The organism is Vibrio sp. D401a (assembly GCF_030248515.1).
GTDB classification, from domain to species: domain Bacteria; phylum Pseudomonadota; class Gammaproteobacteria; order Enterobacterales; family Vibrionaceae; genus Vibrio; species Vibrio rotiferianus.
Genome location: NZ_JAHGAI010000008.1, coordinates 281,096 through 297,465, shown reverse-complemented (window position 1 = coordinate 297,465; position 16,370 = coordinate 281,096). Strand labels below are relative to the sequence as shown.

17 protein-coding genes are annotated in these 16,370 nt (G+C 43.7%); 14 read left to right on the top strand and 3 right to left on the bottom strand.

Going from position 1 to position 16,370, the window contains the following annotated elements; translation table 11 throughout:
* Positions 1-94: 94 nt before the first annotated feature.
* Positions 95-736, bottom strand: coding sequence for a murein L,D-transpeptidase catalytic domain family protein (locus tag KIV41_RS05505; RefSeq protein WP_045389088.1), 642 nt, complete (start codon positions 734-736; stop codon positions 95-97).
* A gap of 574 nt (positions 737-1,310) precedes the next feature.
* Between KIV41_RS05505 and KIV41_RS05500 the strand changes: the two genes are divergently transcribed.
* From KIV41_RS05500 to KIV41_RS05480, 5 genes are all read left to right on the top strand, one after another.
* The gene (locus tag KIV41_RS05500) at positions 1,311-1,721 is read left to right on the top strand and encodes an NUDIX hydrolase (RefSeq protein ID WP_285335855.1); all 411 of its coding nucleotides are present in this window, start codon (positions 1,311-1,313) and stop codon (positions 1,719-1,721) included.
* A 180-nt stretch (positions 1,722-1,901) separates the two neighbouring features.
* Positions 1,902-2,519 (top strand): NUDIX hydrolase, encoded by a 618-nt coding sequence (locus KIV41_RS05495; protein ID WP_285335854.1) that lies wholly within the window; start codon positions 1,902-1,904, stop codon positions 2,517-2,519.
* Between the two features lie 8 nt (positions 2,520-2,527).
* Positions 2,528-3,226 carry an aspartate/glutamate racemase family protein gene (locus tag KIV41_RS05490; protein ID WP_045389079.1) on the top strand — a complete coding sequence of 233 codons (699 nt, stop codon included), beginning with the start codon at positions 2,528-2,530 and terminating at the stop codon, positions 3,224-3,226.
* Between the two features lie 47 nt (positions 3,227-3,273).
* A complete protein-coding gene (locus KIV41_RS05485) occupies positions 3,274-3,447 on the top strand; it encodes a hypothetical protein (protein WP_175477645.1) in 174 nt (57 codons plus the stop codon).
* Positions 3,448-3,583: 136 nt separating this feature from the next.
* Positions 3,584-4,339 carry a 5'-methylthioadenosine/adenosylhomocysteine nucleosidase gene (locus KIV41_RS05480; RefSeq protein WP_285335853.1) on the top strand — a complete coding sequence of 252 codons (756 nt, stop codon included), beginning with the start codon at positions 3,584-3,586 and terminating at the stop codon, positions 4,337-4,339.
* A gap of 50 nt (positions 4,340-4,389) precedes the next feature.
* On the opposite strand, the gene KIV41_RS05475 is transcribed toward KIV41_RS05480, so the two are convergent.
* Positions 4,390-6,723 (bottom strand): EAL domain-containing protein, encoded by a 2,334-nt coding sequence (locus tag KIV41_RS05475; protein ID WP_285335852.1) that lies wholly within the window; start codon positions 6,721-6,723, stop codon positions 4,390-4,392.
* A 454-nt stretch (positions 6,724-7,177) separates the two neighbouring features.
* On the opposite strand from KIV41_RS05475, the gene rbsD reads away from it, so the two are divergent.
* From rbsD to KIV41_RS05435, 8 genes are all read left to right on the top strand, one after another.
* Positions 7,178-7,597, top strand: a complete 420-nt coding sequence (gene rbsD, locus KIV41_RS05470) for a D-ribose pyranase (protein ID WP_038886712.1) — start codon at positions 7,178-7,180, stop codon at positions 7,595-7,597.
* Between the two features lie 24 nt (positions 7,598-7,621).
* Positions 7,622-9,127 (top strand): ribose ABC transporter ATP-binding protein RbsA, encoded by a 1,506-nt coding sequence (gene rbsA / locus KIV41_RS05465; protein ID WP_285335851.1) that lies wholly within the window; start codon positions 7,622-7,624, stop codon positions 9,125-9,127.
* On the top strand, positions 9,124-10,107 hold the full coding sequence (rbsC, locus tag KIV41_RS05460; protein ID WP_005452248.1) for a ribose ABC transporter permease: 984 nt from the start codon (positions 9,124-9,126) through the stop codon (positions 10,105-10,107). The genes rbsA and rbsC overlap by 4 nt, the downstream gene beginning before the upstream one ends.
* A gap of 91 nt (positions 10,108-10,198) precedes the next feature.
* Positions 10,199-11,077, top strand: a complete 879-nt coding sequence (gene rbsB, locus KIV41_RS05455) for a ribose ABC transporter substrate-binding protein RbsB (protein ID WP_252042626.1) — start codon at positions 10,199-10,201, stop codon at positions 11,075-11,077.
* A 200-nt stretch (positions 11,078-11,277) separates the two neighbouring features.
* A complete protein-coding gene (gene rbsK / locus KIV41_RS05450; protein ID WP_045389065.1) occupies positions 11,278-12,195 on the top strand; it encodes a ribokinase in 918 nt (305 codons plus the stop codon).
* Positions 12,196-12,212: 17 nt separating this feature from the next.
* Positions 12,213-13,217: a substrate-binding domain-containing protein gene (locus KIV41_RS05445; RefSeq protein WP_010452383.1), complete on the top strand. Its 1,005-nt coding sequence runs from the start codon at positions 12,213-12,215 to the stop codon at positions 13,215-13,217.
* A 146-nt stretch (positions 13,218-13,363) separates the two neighbouring features.
* Positions 13,364-14,095: a nucleoside phosphorylase gene (locus tag KIV41_RS05440; RefSeq protein WP_045389062.1), complete on the top strand. Its 732-nt coding sequence runs from the start codon at positions 13,364-13,366 to the stop codon at positions 14,093-14,095.
* 146 nt (positions 14,096-14,241) lie between these two features.
* On the top strand, positions 14,242-14,922 hold the full coding sequence (locus KIV41_RS05435; protein WP_010452378.1) for a Crp/Fnr family transcriptional regulator: 681 nt from the start codon (positions 14,242-14,244) through the stop codon (positions 14,920-14,922).
* A 117-nt stretch (positions 14,923-15,039) separates the two neighbouring features.
* Here KIV41_RS05435 and KIV41_RS05430 read toward each other — a convergent pair whose 3' ends face one another.
* On the bottom strand, positions 15,040-15,195 hold the full coding sequence (locus KIV41_RS05430; protein ID WP_005452237.1) for a DUF3012 domain-containing protein: 156 nt from the start codon (positions 15,193-15,195) through the stop codon (positions 15,040-15,042).
* A gap of 246 nt (positions 15,196-15,441) precedes the next feature.
* Here KIV41_RS05430 and KIV41_RS05425 point away from each other — a divergent pair, with 246 nt between their 5' ends.
* Positions 15,442-16,350: a siderophore ABC transporter substrate-binding protein gene (locus tag KIV41_RS05425; RefSeq protein WP_045389056.1), complete on the top strand. Its 909-nt coding sequence runs from the start codon at positions 15,442-15,444 to the stop codon at positions 16,348-16,350.
* Positions 16,351-16,370 lie beyond the last annotated feature (20 nt).

The following is a 16,370-nucleotide window of genomic DNA, read 5'->3' as shown; positions in this document are numbered from 1 at the left end:
CGTATACTAACGGCTTGCTGAAAGGATGAACAGTTTTTTGTCACATTAAAAAGGGAGCTGATATGCTCCCTTTTCAAAGTTAGTTCAAGAACCCTTATGCGCTGGCGTAGATAACACTGCCGCCTTTAATCGTATCGATGATTTTACGTGAAAGGTTTTGTGGTAAAGCTGGGCAGCCCCAGCTGCGACCAAGATAACCATTTTTTTGTATAAAAGAAGGGTTGGCGTAGTCGGCACCATGAACCACAATGTATCGCTCACGTGCTTTGTCGTTAACACCAGACGTCAGGCCATCCAAGCGAAGCGAATAACCATTAGAGCCATAGTAAGTGGTGTCGGTTAAGAACGTCCCCAAAGAGGTCTTACGAGAGTTCACGACATTAGAGAATTTCGTCGCGGTCTTCTTACCACTGTTTACACCGTGAGCGACATAGGTGTTGAAAATAAGCTTTTTCTTGTCCAAATCGACCACATAAAATCGTTTTTCAGTAGATGGTTTGCTGTAATCGATGATAGTTAAAAGAGGCTTCTTACGGTCTGAGGTCTTCTTGTAAGCTAAAAACGCATCATTGAATAAATGAAAATCAATGACGCCTTCCAACTGGGCTTCTTTATATGTCTTTTCAACAAGTTGCTTTGTCGCTTTTGTTTCTGTCGTTTTTTCTGATTGGTGAGCAAAGGCAAATGGTGAGACTGCCAATGACGTCCATATCAATAATAAAAATAGCTTTTTCATTGGTACTAAATAAAACTCTTGGTGTAGCGAATTTAGCGAGCGCTTCTTGCAATCGTTAATACAGCATGTACATCAATTTAATACTATTCTCAATGTTGTCTATTATGCGTAGTGACACCTATTACTCAAATACGATTAGTATTTGGTGAATATTGTTCAACTAACTAATTGAAATTAATCAACATTAAGAGGTTAATCGATGACTTTAAAAATCTTCAGAACAAATACTATCCGATTTGAGTAATTAATAAAACTGTGTTTACCGAGATTTACCAAGCGGGACATTAAATAAAACAACGTTTAATTATCGATTTGATAAAAATCCCCTTTTAATTCAAATAGATTATTTCTGCGAAAGTATTGCGTAAAAAATTATTAGATTGTGATCCTAGTCGTAACAAACCATTACTTACAAAATCTTAATGTAATGGTTGTCACTATGGATTATTAAGCATATTCAACCAAGTGTTCAGCTAGGTTATTGTATATTGTCAATTTATTCACTTACGTTGCTCACATCATTTACCTGTTTTATGTTAGCTTGCTAGAAAACTATTACCAATAGGCGAAGAAGATGGTAGTTCATGAGTGTGTCTCGTTTATCCTAGTCAAGGATGATCAAGTTTTGTTGGAAACCAGAGCAAAGGATAAAGACTCAGACCCAGGTGCAATCGCAATACCTGGTGGGCACATGGAGCAGGGGGAGTGTCAGCAAACAACTCTGTTCAGAGAGATGAAGGAAGAGTTGAAAATCAAACCTTCTCAGTTTGGGTACTTGTGCTCTCTGTACCACCCAACGATCGAACTGCAATTAATTCACTATTATATCGTTACAAGCTGGCAAGGTGATATTCAGAGTTTAGAAGCAGTATCTGTTGATTGGTATTCGATAATAAAAGCGCCAGTTTCAACAAAAGTCGATAGCATTGCATTAAGTGAATATCAGCGACTAAAAGAATCGTTGAAACCTTTGTTTAATCCGTAGAGTTCGGAAAAATCGCCAAATGTTCGGGGTGATAATTTTTTAACAGTTGGAGTCATATTAAAATATATTGAATGTCCTTCTTTTAAAAATTGATACCTCGCGAAAACTTGATCAAAAATAAACTTCACTTTCAGCCAGTTATGCTAATTTTTGAAAATGAAAGCGAATAGAGGGAAGTGTATGTCGAAATGGTTAGACTGGGCAAAGCAACTTCAAGCAATAGCTCAAGCAGGGGAGGCGTATAGTAAAGACGCCTTTGATTTGGAACGATTTAAAATGGTCGAGTCCATTGCACATCAAATGTTTGCTGACATCAGCCAAAAACCAGTGACGGATGTTCAAAACCTGTTTATTGCTGAAAAAGGTTACCCGACACCGAAAGTCGATCTTCGAGCTGGCGTTATTAAAGATGGCAAGATTTTACTGGTGAGAGAACGTGAAGATGGTGGTTGGACATTGCCTGGCGGTTGGGCTGACGTATGTGAAACACCAAGTGCTGGAGTAATTCGAGAAGTATCAGAAGAATCTGGTTTAGTTGTTGCAAATCCAAAGCTGATCGCTATACGGGATAGGGCCATTCACGATTACCAACCACCTTATCCATTCCATATCTACAAAATGTTTTTTTTATGTGAGTATGTTTCTGGTGAACCAAAAGAAAACATAGAAGTTTCCGAGATTGAGTTTTTTGGCCAACACAAGATCCCTCAACTCTCTCAAAGCCGGACGCTACCGAGAGATATTGATATGGTGTTCGATGCTTTTTACAGTGAAGATTTTCAGGTACATGTCGATTAAGGAAGATAATGAAAACAATAGGCCTAATTGGTGGTATGTCATGGGAATCCACCGCGAACTATTATCAAATCATTAACCGTGAAGTGAAAGCGCGTCTGGGCGGTTTGCATTCAGGAAAAGTCTGTTTGTACAGTGTCGATTTCGCCGAAATTGAAACGCTTCAACACCAAGGCCGATGGGGTGATACCGCCAAGATTCTTTCTCAGGCTGCAAAATCGGTAGAAGCTGGTGGTGCTGACTTCATTCTGATTTGTACCAATACCATGCATAAAGTCGCGGACCAAATTCAGCAAGCAGTAGATGTACCGCTTGTCCATATTGCAGATGCAACCGCAGAGAAGTTGGTAGCTGATGGAGTCAAGAAAGTTGGTCTGCTTGGTACGCGATTTACTATGGAGCAAGACTTCTACAAGCAGCGACTTATCGACAAGTTTGGCGTCGAGGTCGTCGTACCGAGTGTGGATGACCAAACGATTGTCCATGAGGTTATCTACAACGAGCTATGCAGAGGTGAAGTGCGGGAGGATTCTCGTCAACAGTACCTTGCTATTATCGACAATTTAGTTGAAGAAGGCGCTGAAGCCGTCATTCTTGGTTGTACTGAGATTGCGATGCTAGTTGAACCTCAGCACACTGGCGTAAAGCTTTACGATACAACGGAGATTCACGCGAAGGCTGCGGTAGAATTTGCACTCAATAAGTCGTAAGTCTCGACATAATAGAACGACAGGATTTAATCACTCAGGGAAGAGTTATGAATTATAGATGCGGACAATGTCGCCAGTTTACTAGGCAGAAGGCTAGCGCAGATATTTGCGGTGCGTGGGGCCATCCAACCGATGCGAAACGTGCGGCTTGTGACTATTTTATGCCAACCGTTAGCGCAAAAGAGCGTGTCGCTTCTTCAATGAAAACCAAAAATGGCTAAGTCTTTCTCATTAATTGAGAATTTCTTAGCCAATCAGTATGCATTGACTAATGCAAACGATTACTTATCGGGTGAACTACTGTATAGTATGCGTCGCGTCACACTTTGGTGGCGCGTGGTACATTTCAGGATCCCCATGTTGAAGAAATCTCTTGCTCTAATGCTTGCTGCGTACTCACTTCCTTCCGTTGCAGGTTCGACCATCGGTATTGTCGGTGCGATGGATGTAGAAGTTGAAGCGCTATTGCCAAAAATCCAAAACCAACAAGTAAAAAAAATTGGTAGTCATCGCTTTTACACGGGTGAGTTAGAGGGTAAAACGGTTGTCGTGACTAAATCGGGCGTTGGTAAAGTGAATGCCGCAATGACAACTACACTCTTGATTCAATCTTTTGGTGTTGACCAACTTATTTTTACTGGTATTGCTGGTGCTAGTGATCCTAAGTTGGATCCACTCGATGTAGTGGTCTCAACACGGTTGGTTCAGCATGATGTTGATCTAACAGCATTTAATATGCCAAGGGGACTGCTGCCTGACTATCAAGAACGTTACTTCTATGCAGACAAAACACTGCTAAAGTATGCGTTTGATGCGGCGGTTGAAACCTTAGGCAAAGAGAGCGTTTATCGTGGCATTATTGCATCTGGTGACCAGTTTATTGCAAGCAAAGTGAAAGTGACGGGCATCTATCAAGAATACAATGCGATGGCTGTAGAGATGGAAGGTGCGGCACTTGGTCAAGTGGCCGAAGCGTTTAAAGTGCCGTATGTGGTCATTCGAACAATTTCTGATAAAGCGGATGGTTCTGCGGATATTGTTTATTCCGATTTAAAAAAGGCAACCGCAGATAACTCCGCCAATATTACGCTTAATATGCTTAAGCAAATGTAAGTGTCTTAAAAAGCAGCGATAAAACGCTGCTTTTTTGTGCCTAAGTCACCCTATGCACTGACAGACTCTTCAAATCGAACATCGTTTGCAGAGCGCCACCAATGATCGAGCTGCTCTCTGTTCATCGGTTTGCCGAACAAGTAACCTTGCATGAAGTCACAGCGGTAAGCAGAAAGCCATTCATGCATTACGTTGTGTTCAATGCCTTCAGCGGTCACAGTTTTGTTTTGCGCATGGCAAAGCTCGATGATTGGCTTAATAACATGTTCATTATCGGTGTGCATTAAGGTCAGCAGAAATTCTCGGTCGAACTTGATCTTTTGAACGGGGTATTGAACCAGTTGGGTCAATGATGTGTAACCAGAACCAAAGTCATCGATCGCCAATCGATAGCCAAGTTTAGAAAGTTCATCGAGTAACACTGTTCCTTGTTGATCACTTGCGAACGTCTCCGTTATTTCAAGCTCAATGCACTGCGGAGGTACAGAATTTACCTGGGCATGCTTGTGTATATATTCCGCCATTGATAGCGAGTTTAGCTCAGCTGATGAAAGGTTGATGGATAAGGTAATGTCTTTGCCGAAAATCTCTTTTAGGTGATAGTATTCCAGCATCGCGTTGGAGAAGACCCAACGATCTATCTTGTTAAACTGACCGCTTTGTTCTGCAATTGGAATAAACTCGGCGGGCGGAACAACCCCTAGGCTTGGTGAATCCCAGCGAAGCAATACCTCAAGGCCTTCAATCTCATTTGCTTTGTTATTCATGTATGGCTGAAATACTAAGTGGAACTCTTTTTCTATATCTTCTTTTCGTAGTTCGCGTTCTATATCGCCTTTTCTCTGAGCGGCTTCATCCATCTCCATAGAATAGTAAGAGGCTTGGTTTTTACCAGCACGCTTTGCCTGATACATAGCGGCGTCAGCACAAGATAAGAGTTTCTCAATATCTTGCCCGTCTTGAGGAAATCCAGCGATACCGACACTTGCCGTCACAGGTAGCCCACCAAAATGGTGATGATTACAATTCTTAATCGGTTCAAGGAGTGCATTGGTCAACTCATCGGCTATGGAAGAGGATTGGTGCTTGCTGCTTAAAAGAATGGCAAACTCATCTCCTGACAGACGAGCACCAAAACAGGTACTATCGTGTTTGTGAGCGAATAAAGCACATACTTTTTGAATATGCCCAGCAAAGGCTTTCAGCAATTTATCGCCCCATTCATGGCCATACTTATCATTCACGAACTTAAAATTATCTAGATCGACATAAATAACCCATAGGTTGTCTGTGCAAGAGGCAAGTTCTCTACAGGCTAGGGTTTGAAAGCGAGAGCGGTTTGCTAGTTGCGTTAGCTGGTCTGTTTCAGCAAGGCGTTTAGTTTGTTCATAACTTTTTCTTAGCTCTTGGTACATGTCAAAAAAGCGCTGCGACAAGCGCCCAATCTCATCATTGCTGTTGAGTTTTTCGATGTTATCTCTCGTATTGCTCTCAATGTCTGTTAGCTGGTTATCCAGCTTAGCGATTGGCTGCATAACATAGAGGTATAAGACGATGACAATTAGTGCGATGGTGATGAGGCCAGCGACACCAAATGATAGGGCAAGTTCTAGCCAAACCTTTTCGACTTTATTCCACATCAGAAATTCCGCAGGCGAGAGAATCGCATAAAAACCGGGTAGCAGCTCTATCGTTTGCGCCAATGGTATATCGAGATAAATGGGCTTGTCAGAAAAGGTGATGACGCTATGGGTATCGTATTCAATTTCGTGTTTTATATCATTAAATGACTCCAGTGATACGGATGCCACAATGAATAGGTTAAAGGCTGGGTCAAATGTTGTCGCTACTTCACCGGAACGGCGATCAAGGACTTGATACTTTAATAAGATACTCTGACCGCTGGAGTTGTAGATAAACCCGGTATGGCTAAAGGCCTGTTGGCTATTAAAGGTTTTCGTTACGTACGCTGAAATCTTGGGGTCTAGTACGCCAGTGGGCTGGTAAGTACTTTCTTGGAAATACAGCACTTGGCTTTGGCCGTTAAGAATTGCCATGTTAGTGTCGCCGTTGTAGCCATGGCTTAATACTTCCACCGTTTCTGCTAACTGGCTTTCTAAACGAGTAGATTGTTCATTGGAGTCTCGGTTGGCTAAATAATCTAACACCGCATAACTTTTTGATAGGGTATGTGCGTAGCTGTTAAGAAACACATTCGCTTGGCGAAGTTGACCTGCAAGCTGATCCATCTGAAGTTGGATATAGCTGTCTTCGCGTTTTATCAACGTGACTTTTTGGATGCTGTAGATGATATAGCTAGACACCAATGCACTGAGCAATATGACTGGCGTGACAAGCAAAATGATTCTATTGCTAAGTTTCATGTGGTGATAATTTTAATTTTCCATTGCTTCTCTTCTAATTAGGAAGCCACTTATTGCATAGATTGATTTTTCAACGAATTGTATGTTGTATATGAAACAAAGTCTTACAAATGTCGTAAATTTGTGAAGGGGAGGGTGATTTATAAACAGAGGGCTTTGTATTCTTGAATTTAAGACAAAACTGGACTTGGAAATGATCGTTAACCTTAGTTTCGTGGTTGGTTATTCATCATCGAAACGTTTCGATGGCAAAATGTGACCTCACTATCCTTTTCTTAATCAGTTAGTACTCAATTACGGATCATTCTCACACCTTATCGATCTGTGACTGGTCAATTATTCCTATCGTTCTATTATTACATCGAAACGTTTCGATGAGTGTTCTGTCAATATAGAAATTAATCCAAGAGAGACGCTCACAGTTGTATGAACGTGTAACCGAAAGGTCGATGAGATGAAAAAAAGCACCCTAATTAACTCAGAAATTTCTTACTTGGTGGCGACGTTGGGTCATACCGATGAAATCACCATTTGTGACGCGGGCTTGCCAATCCCTGACCATGTTCAACGTATCGATTTAGCGTTGACTCATGGCGTTCCTGGTTTCCTTGATACCGTTCGCGTGATTCTGTCTGAGTCCCAAATTGAAGGGGTCATCATTGCTGAAGAATTCGCAAAAGTTAGCCCTGTTCACCATGATGCGCTGATCACTGAGCTAGCAAAAGAAAGTGAGCTAGCAGGTAAGCAGATCGCGATTAACTATGTATCGCATGAAGCTTTTAAAGCTCGTACAGAACAAAGCCGTGCTGTTGTTAGAACAGGCGAGTGCACACCATACGCGAATGTGATTTTCCAAGCCGGCGTGGTGTTTTAAGCCACAACTAATTGAGGACAAATTATGACTCAAGCCATTCTACAACTCAGCGACATCGAGAAAGCGTTCCCGGGCGTTAAGGCGTTGGATAAAGCCAGCCTTAATGTTTACCCAGGTCGCGTGATGGCGTTAATGGGCGAGAACGGGGCAGGTAAGTCGACCTTGATGAAAGTGCTTACGGGCATCTACCACATGGATGCGGGAAGCATTAAATATCAAGGTCAGCCAGCGGCGTTTAAAGGTCCGCGTGACTCTCAAGAAGCGGGCATCAGTATCATTCATCAAGAACTGAATCTGATCCCTGAGCTGACAATCGCTGAAAACATCTATTTAGGTCGTGAATTTACTGGCTCGATGGGTCGTATTCAGTGGGGCAAGATGTACGAAGAAGCAGACAAGTTGCTTAAACGTCTTAATGTAAAGCACTCTTCAAAAACATTGCTTGGTGATTTAAGTCTTGGTGAGCAACAAATGGTGGAGATTGCCAAAGCGCTGTCTTTCGAATCTAAAGTCATCATCATGGATGAGCCAACCGATGCACTAACCGATAAAGAGACGGAATCACTGTTCAAAGTGATCAACGAGCTTCGCGACCAAGGTTGCGGCATCGTCTATATCTCACACCGCCTGAAAGAAATCTTTGAAATCTGTGATGACATTACTGTGCTACGTGACGGTAAGTTCATTGGCGAGTGCGAGGTTAAAGACACCAACGAAGACGGACTTATCGAGATGATGGTAGGTCGTAAGTTGGAAGAGCAATACCCGCGTATCGATGTGAAGCACGGCGATGTTTGCCTTGAAGTGATTGGCTTGACGGGCTCGGGCGTTCATGACATTAGCTTCACACTTCAACGTGGTGAAATCCTTGGCGTGTCAGGCTTAATGGGCGCGGGGCGTACTGAATTGATGAAGGTGATTTACGGCGCGCTACCAAGTGAGCGTGGCGTTATCAACTTAGACAACAAGACCATTAACCCGGTTAGCCCACAAGATGGCCTGGCGAATGGCATTGCTTACATCTCTGAAGACCGTAAAGGCGATGGCTTGGTGCTGGGGTTATCCGTGAAGGAAAACATGTCTCTGTGTGCACTGGATAAACTTACCAAAGGCTTCCAAATCCAACATGGCGAAGAAGTCATGGCGGTAGAAGATTTCATCAAACTGTTCAACATCAAAACGCCAACGCGTGACCAAATTATCGGCAACCTATCTGGCGGTAACCAACAGAAAGTGGCGATCGCGAAAGGGTTGATGACCAAACCTAAAGTTCTGATTCTGGATGAGCCTACTCGCGGTGTCGACGTAGGGGCGAAGAAAGAAATCTATCAGCTGATCAACAAATTTAAAGCCGACGGCATGAGCATCATCTTGGTTTCATCTGAGATGCCCGAAGTGCTAGGCATGAGTGACCGTATCATGGTGATGCATGAAGGTCGAATTACAGGCGAATTTGATGCGAAAGACGCCGACCAAGAAACACTACTCGCTTGTGCCGTAGGCAAGAGAATGAATGAGGAAGCAGCATGAGTACTAATACCATGAGCAAACCAAACGAAACTGGCAGCAAGAAGCTGTTCACCAAAGAGTGGCTGATTGAGCAAAAATCATTGATTGCACTGCTGTTTTTGATTGTTGTCGTGTCATTTTTAAACCCGAACTTTTTTACGGTAGACAACATTCTTAATATCTTGCGTCAAACCTCTGTCAACGCGATCATCGCAGTGGGTATGACACTGGTTATATTAACAGCGGGTATTGACTTAAGCGTAGGCTCTGTACTTGCGTTATGTGGTGCCTTCGCAGCGAGCATGATTGCGCTAGAAGTGCCAGTACTCATCGCGGTTCCAACAGCATTGTTTGCTGGTGCGGCACTGGGTGCGATAAGCGGTATTATCATTGCCAAAGGTAAGGTGCAAGCCTTTATCGCAACGCTGGTTACCATGACGTTACTGCGCGGTGTAACCATGGTTTACACAGACGGTCGACCTATCTCAACAGGCTTTACTGATACTGCAGACGCATTTGCATGGTTCGGTACAGGTTACGCTCTTGGTATCCCAGTTCCAGTTTGGTTGATGGTGATTGTCTTTGCTGCGGCATGGTATCTACTAAACCACACTCGCTTTGGTCGCTATGTGTACGCACTTGGTGGCAACGAATCAGCAACGCGCCTTTCTGGTATCAATGTTGATCGTGTGAAGATCGGTGTATACGCAATTTGCGGTATGTTGGCAGCGCTTGCAGGCATTATCGTGACGTCTCGTCTGTCTTCAGCACAGCCAACTGCGGGTATGGGCTACGAGCTAGACGCTATCGCAGCGGTTGTTCTTGGCGGTACTAGCTTGATGGGCGGTAAAGGTCGCATCATGGGTACCTTGATTGGTGCTTTAATCATCGGCTTCTTGAACAATGCGCTGAACCTACTCGATGTTTCTTCTTACTACCAAATGATTGCGAAAGCAGTGGTTATCTTGCTAGCGGTACTGGTAGACAACAAAAACAAGTAATCCATAACAACTAATACATTAAAGCTAAATCCTGAATACAAACCGAGCCAGAGGACGTGTGCTGGCTCACCCTACACAAAGGACTAGAACGATGAAAAAACTCGCAACTCTTATCTCTGCTGCACTTCTTTCTTCAACCGTATCGGTAGCGGCGCAAGCTCAAGATACCATGGCGATTGTAGTTTCTACGCTAAATAACCCGTTCTTCGTAACGATGAAAGACGGTGCAGAAGCTAAAGCGAAAGAACTGGGATACGACTTGATTGTACTGGACTCGCAAAACGACCCGAGTAAAGAACTGTCAAACATCGAAGACCTGACGATACGCGGTGTAAAAGCGATTCTGATCAACCCAACAGATTCAGACGCTGTGTCAAACGCGATTCGTATGGCGAACCGTTCTAAGATCCCTGTATTGACACTTGACCGTGGTGCAAGCCGTGGTGAAGTGGTTAGCCACATCGCTTCTGACAACGTAGTTGGTGGCGAAATGGCGGGTCACTACATCATGGAAAAAGTGGGCGAGAAAGCGAAAGTCATCCAACTCGAAGGTATTGCTGGTACGTCTGCGGCGCGTGAGCGTGGTGAAGGCTTCATGACAGCAGTGAAGGGTAGCAACATGGATCTACTAGCAAGCCAACCTGCGGATTTTGACCGTACTAAAGGTCTAAACGTAATGGAAAACTTGCTTGCAGCGAACCCAGACGTTCAAGCGGTATTTGCTCAAAACGATGAGATGGCACTGGGTGCGCTTCGCGCAGTTCAGGCATCAGGTAAAGATGTACTTATCGTCGGCTTCGACGGTACTGACGACGGCATTGCAGCAGTTAACCGTGGCAAGCTCGCAGCAACCATCGCGCAGCAGCCAGATCTTATTGGTGCTTTGGGCGTAGAAACGGCCGACAAAGTATTGAAAGGTGAGAAGGTTGAGGAGTACATTCCTGTTCCGCTTAAAGTCGTGACTAAGTAAGTTTAGCGCCCGACTCAGTGATTCTCTTTGTTGAAGTAACGGAATGACCCAATGAGTGTGTTGGGTCATTCCAGACAATGAAAGCGTTAAGTTACAAATTAAATCTAGTTGAATCGTAATACGCTTACGTTTTTTCAAAGAGCGTAAACCTATTACTCCTGTTCAAATATAAAGGGTTCAATCAGAACCGAGGATACCGTATGAATAAGTTAGTGGTGTTAGGTAGTGTAAACGCTGACCATGTTCTTCAAGTGCCTTCTTTCCCTCGCCCTGGCGAGACGCTACATGGTCGCAACTATCAAGTTATCCCAGGTGGCAAGGGTGCCAACCAAGCTGTTGCAGCAGCTCGATTAAACGCAGAAATCGGTTTTATTGCGTGTGTGGGTGACGATTCGTTCGGCATCAACATTCGTGAGAACTTCAAAATGGATGGCATCGACATCACTGGTGTGAAGATGCAGCCTAATTGCCCAACTGGCATTGCCATGATTCAAGTAGCAGACAGCGGTGAGAACAGCATTTGTATCTCCGCCGAAGCGAACGCCAAACTTACCGCAGAAGCGATTGAACCCGATTTAGAGCGCATTCGTCAGGCAGAATACCTGTTGATGCAATTGGAAACGCCAATGTGTGGCATCGAGAAAGCTGCGCGAATCGCGAAGGATGCCAAAACTAACGTGGTTCTCAACCCTGCGCCAGCACGTGAATTGTCAGATGAGCTGTTGTCTTGCATTGATGTTATCACACCCAATGAAACGGAAGCCGAAGTGCTAACTGGTGTGACCGTAACTGACGATGATAGCGCGCAAGAGGCGGCAAATATTCTGCACTCAAAGGGCATCGAAATTGTGATGATTACGCTCGGGGCAAAAGGTGTTTGGCTGAGTCAAAATGGCCGTGGTGAAATCATTCCTGGTTTCCGCGTAGAGGCAACGGACACGACCGCAGCTGGGGATACGTTTAATGGGGCATTCGTCACTGGTTTATTGGAAGACTTACCTTTAGAATCAGCGATTAAGTTTGCTCATGCAGCAGCAGCGATCTCTGTGACTCGCTTTGGCGCGCAAACTTCGATTCCAACCCGTCAAGAGGTTGAGGAGTTCCTTGAACAACAATAATCAAAAGGAGAAATAGCATGGCAACGATGAAAGACATCGCAAAACTGGCAGGGGTTTCCACTTCAACTGTGAGCCATGTTATTAACAAAACTCGCTTTGTCAGCGAAGAGATCTCAGAACGAGTCAACAACGCTGCCCAAGAGCTTAATTACTACGCGCCTTCAGCATTGGCGCGTAGCCTCAAAGTCAACCGCACCAAAACCATTGGTATGTTGGTGACTACCTCAACAAACCCATTCTTTGGTGAAGTCGTAAAAGGCGTTGAGCGCAGTTGCTACCACAAAGGTTATAGCCTGATCCTGTGTAACACTGAAGGCGATAATGAACGCATGCGCGACTCCATCAATACGTTGCTACAGAAGCGCGTTGATGGGCTTATTTTGATGTGTTCATCGTTAGAAGGGGAGCGCATTGATGTATTCGAGCGTTACTCTGACATTCCGGTTGTAGTGATGGATTGGGGGCCAATGTTGTTCACGAGCGATAAGATTCAAGATAACTCGCTTCGTGGTGGTTATCTGGCTGCTAAATACCTTATCGACTGCGGCCACAAAGAGATTGGTTGTATCACGGGGCCATTAATTAAGCACCAAGCGCAAATGCGTTATGAAGGCTATAAGCGTGCAATGATTGAAGCTGAACTGGATTTCAATGCCAACTGGATTGTGGAGTCCGATTTTGAGTGTGAAGGTGGTTATCAAGCCCTCAAGAAAATGGTTCAACGCGGTCCGCTACCAAGCTCGATTTTTGTATCCAATGATATGATGGCGATGGGCGTAATTAATGCAGCAAATGAGCTTGGAATCAAAATTCCTGATGATCTTTCGATTATCGGATATGATGACATTCATATCGCAAAATTCATGTCTCCGTCACTCACTACTATTCACCAGCCCAAGTATCGCTTGGGTCAAGCCGCAGTCGAAACCTTACTGACTAAACTCGAAAATTATTCTAAAGAGCCGAATGTAGTGCAACTAGAGCCAACACTCGTGGAGCGAAACAGTGTCCTGCACAAATAGATTTAAGGCTTAAATTAGGGATTGCATCCGGTTAATGCCGAATTATGATCAATCGCGAAATTAGGGGGACAAAAGTCCTCCTTTTTTATTGTCCAAAGCTCCTAAACTGCCTTGAGTTAATTTGTATTAAAGCTTAAGGATTCAAAGTGAGTAAACAACCACATATTTGTGTCGATAAAACACAGGTTGCACCACGAGTTATTGTTTGCGGTGAACCAAATCGAGCTAATCGTATTGCATCTTTATTGGAACAAGCAGAATTGGTCGCTGAGAACCGAGAATACCGCGTCTTTACTGGCACTTATAAAGGTCAACCTGTTTCTATTTGCAGTACCGGCATTGGCTCACCCTCTATGATTATTGCAGTAGAGGAGTTAAAGCAATGCGGTGTGACACATATTGTTCGTGTAGGCTCCGCGGGTGCGATGCAAGAAGGCATTCAGCTTGGTGAGTTGATCGTAGCCGAAGCGGCTGTACGCGATGAAGGAGGCTCTAAGTCATATGTCGAACCGTCATTTCCCGCTTATGCAAGCTTCGAGTTACTTGCCAGCTTTGAACGCTTTTTAAATAACCAGCGGGTCACATATCATCGTGGTGTTGTACGCTCTCATGATAGTTTTTATACCGACGATGAGGAGCGAATTTGCCAATACTGGAATAGTAAAGGTGTGCTAGGCGCTGATATGGAAACTTCTGCTCTATTCACCGTAGGCAGATTACGTGGTATCGAAACTGCCTCTATCCTCAATAATGTTGTTCTGTACCAACAGGATGTTAAAGAAGGTGTAGGGCAGTATGTCGATGCTGAGCGAGATATGATGGATGGTGAGAAGCTTGCATCCATTGCCGCGTTAGAAGCGTTGATGACTCGGAACTGATAGCGACCAATGAACCGTTAATAGAGTGTGTTCTCGCTTTGGAAAAGTGCAGTACAAGATACGGCTGATTCTTATCGCGACATCGTTCTCCCAAATACGTAGAATGTGTCGTTTACGTGTTATAGCTCAGACAATATGGCGGCGTTATGAGAATTAGTCCGTACTCAACGGGGCGTTTCAAATCTTTCCTTAGTGATCAAAGCAAAGCGTTTAAAGACCTTGTTTATCAATGCCAAATCAGTACTCGTTACTTTGATGCTGGTCAGGAGATCCTCCAGCAAGGTGCAAAGTTAGACTACTTATACATTGTTCCTGTGGGTCGTGTTTCAATGAGTATTCTCGCGGCGAACGGACGTAGATTTCAGCTAGGTGAAGCGAACTGTGATTATCATGTTTTTGGTGAAATGGAGTTTTTTACCAAAACCGCCTGCCAGTGGAATGTGATTGCAGACGAGCACCTTCAGGTGGATGTGATTTGTTTAAACCTTCTCACTGAAGCATTACACAAACACCCTGAAATGATGTTCTTTTTTGCTTCTGCATTAGCGGAAGATTATCAAGACTCGCTGGATATCTATACCAATCGACTGTTGCATCCTATCACTTACAATATCGCCTATGATTTGCTGGTGCAAAAGCAGACCAATACAATGCTAGGTGGGTTTGGCAAGGTAAACCAAGAGGCAGAACGATTTGGTACTTCAGGTCGGGTTTATCGCCGTGCAGTAAAAGATCTGATGGACAAAGGTCTGATTAGAAAAGGTGAGCAGGGGCTTGAGATTGTCGATGAAGTAGCGTTAAAAGCCTTTCTTGATGCCTACGAATAAACCGCAATGAGCAAGTCTATATAGCGAAGCTGCGGACTACCGTACTTTGTTTGTTTCGGAACATACCCAAGCATCTCAAGATTACTTGGGTATAAGATCATTTAGCGTTTATTTAGTCTAGAAAACGCAGTGCTTAGCAAAATCAGAAGCTTCGTTGGCAGTCCAATCGCCTTTTGGTTTCTCTTTCATGTCATTACACCATGCCTCGCTGCCCACTTCAGTACACGCCATCAGTTGTGCTGCTACAAATAAAACTAATGCTAACTTCTTCATTCTCTAGTCCTTTTTAATGAGTTGTTTAAAAGTAGTATAAAATAACGCTAATGTGATAAATACTAAAATTATAACTTTGCGCTTATCGTCTCAAATTCTGTATAGGATTAGAGTAATTCGTTGATTTATTGAGCCAATTAAGAAGTGTAACGAATGTAAAGTTGTTAAATAATCGGTTGAATGCCTGAATGAGTAACGATATATTGCGAATGCGCATGATAATGGATCTCATTTAAGGCTAAAATAATGGAAAAACTCGTCAGTGCGGCTCTTATTTCGCTGCTCACAATCTCACCTTCTTTTGCTGCAACCGTCAAAATCGATCACTACATGGGAACAACAGAAATTGAGCAATCGCCCAAGCGCGTGGTTGTAATTGGCTTTGGTCCACTCGATACTTTGGATAGTTTCGGTATTGATCCTGTGGCGGTATCTAACGCTTCCCACCTGCCTAAATATCTCTCTAAGTACGGTAAAGACAATTACACTTCTGCAGGTAGCTTGTTCGAACCAGATTTCGAAACCATCTATATGCAAAAGCCGGACTTGATTTTGGTTGGACCCCGAGGTTCAGCAAAATACGACGAGCTTAGTGAAATTGCACCAACGGTTGTCTTTGCATCAGGTGAGAACGAAGATTATTGGCAGGGCACAAAAGCGCAATGGCGCAATGTTGGCAAGATCTTCAATATTGAAGGCAAGGTTGAACAAAAGATCGAAAACTTAGACGCTCAGTTCAAGGCGATTCGTGACTATAACCAAGCTCATAATAACGATGCGCTTACGATTCTAAGTATTGGTGACAACATCAGTGCATTTGGCGCGAAATCTCGCTTTGGCGCGATTTATACGGACTTTGGTTTTAAGGAAACTGTACAAAACCTGAAAACAGGAACACATGGCGACGTTATTTCTTATGAGTTTATTCGTGAAGCCAATCCAAAGAACATCTTAGTCATTGATAGAAACTCTTTGCACGCAAAATCCGATCACGACTTAGCAAAAGCGCTGAATAACGATCTGGTTAAAGCGACTTCGGCTTATAAGAACAAGAAAATTACTTTCCTAGACGTGGATGCTTGGTACTTAGCAATGTCCGGTGTAACTGCAACGGAAAAGATGGTGAGTGAAATTAAACACACCATCGATCTGTAAGCGAAGTACGCTGAGGTTAA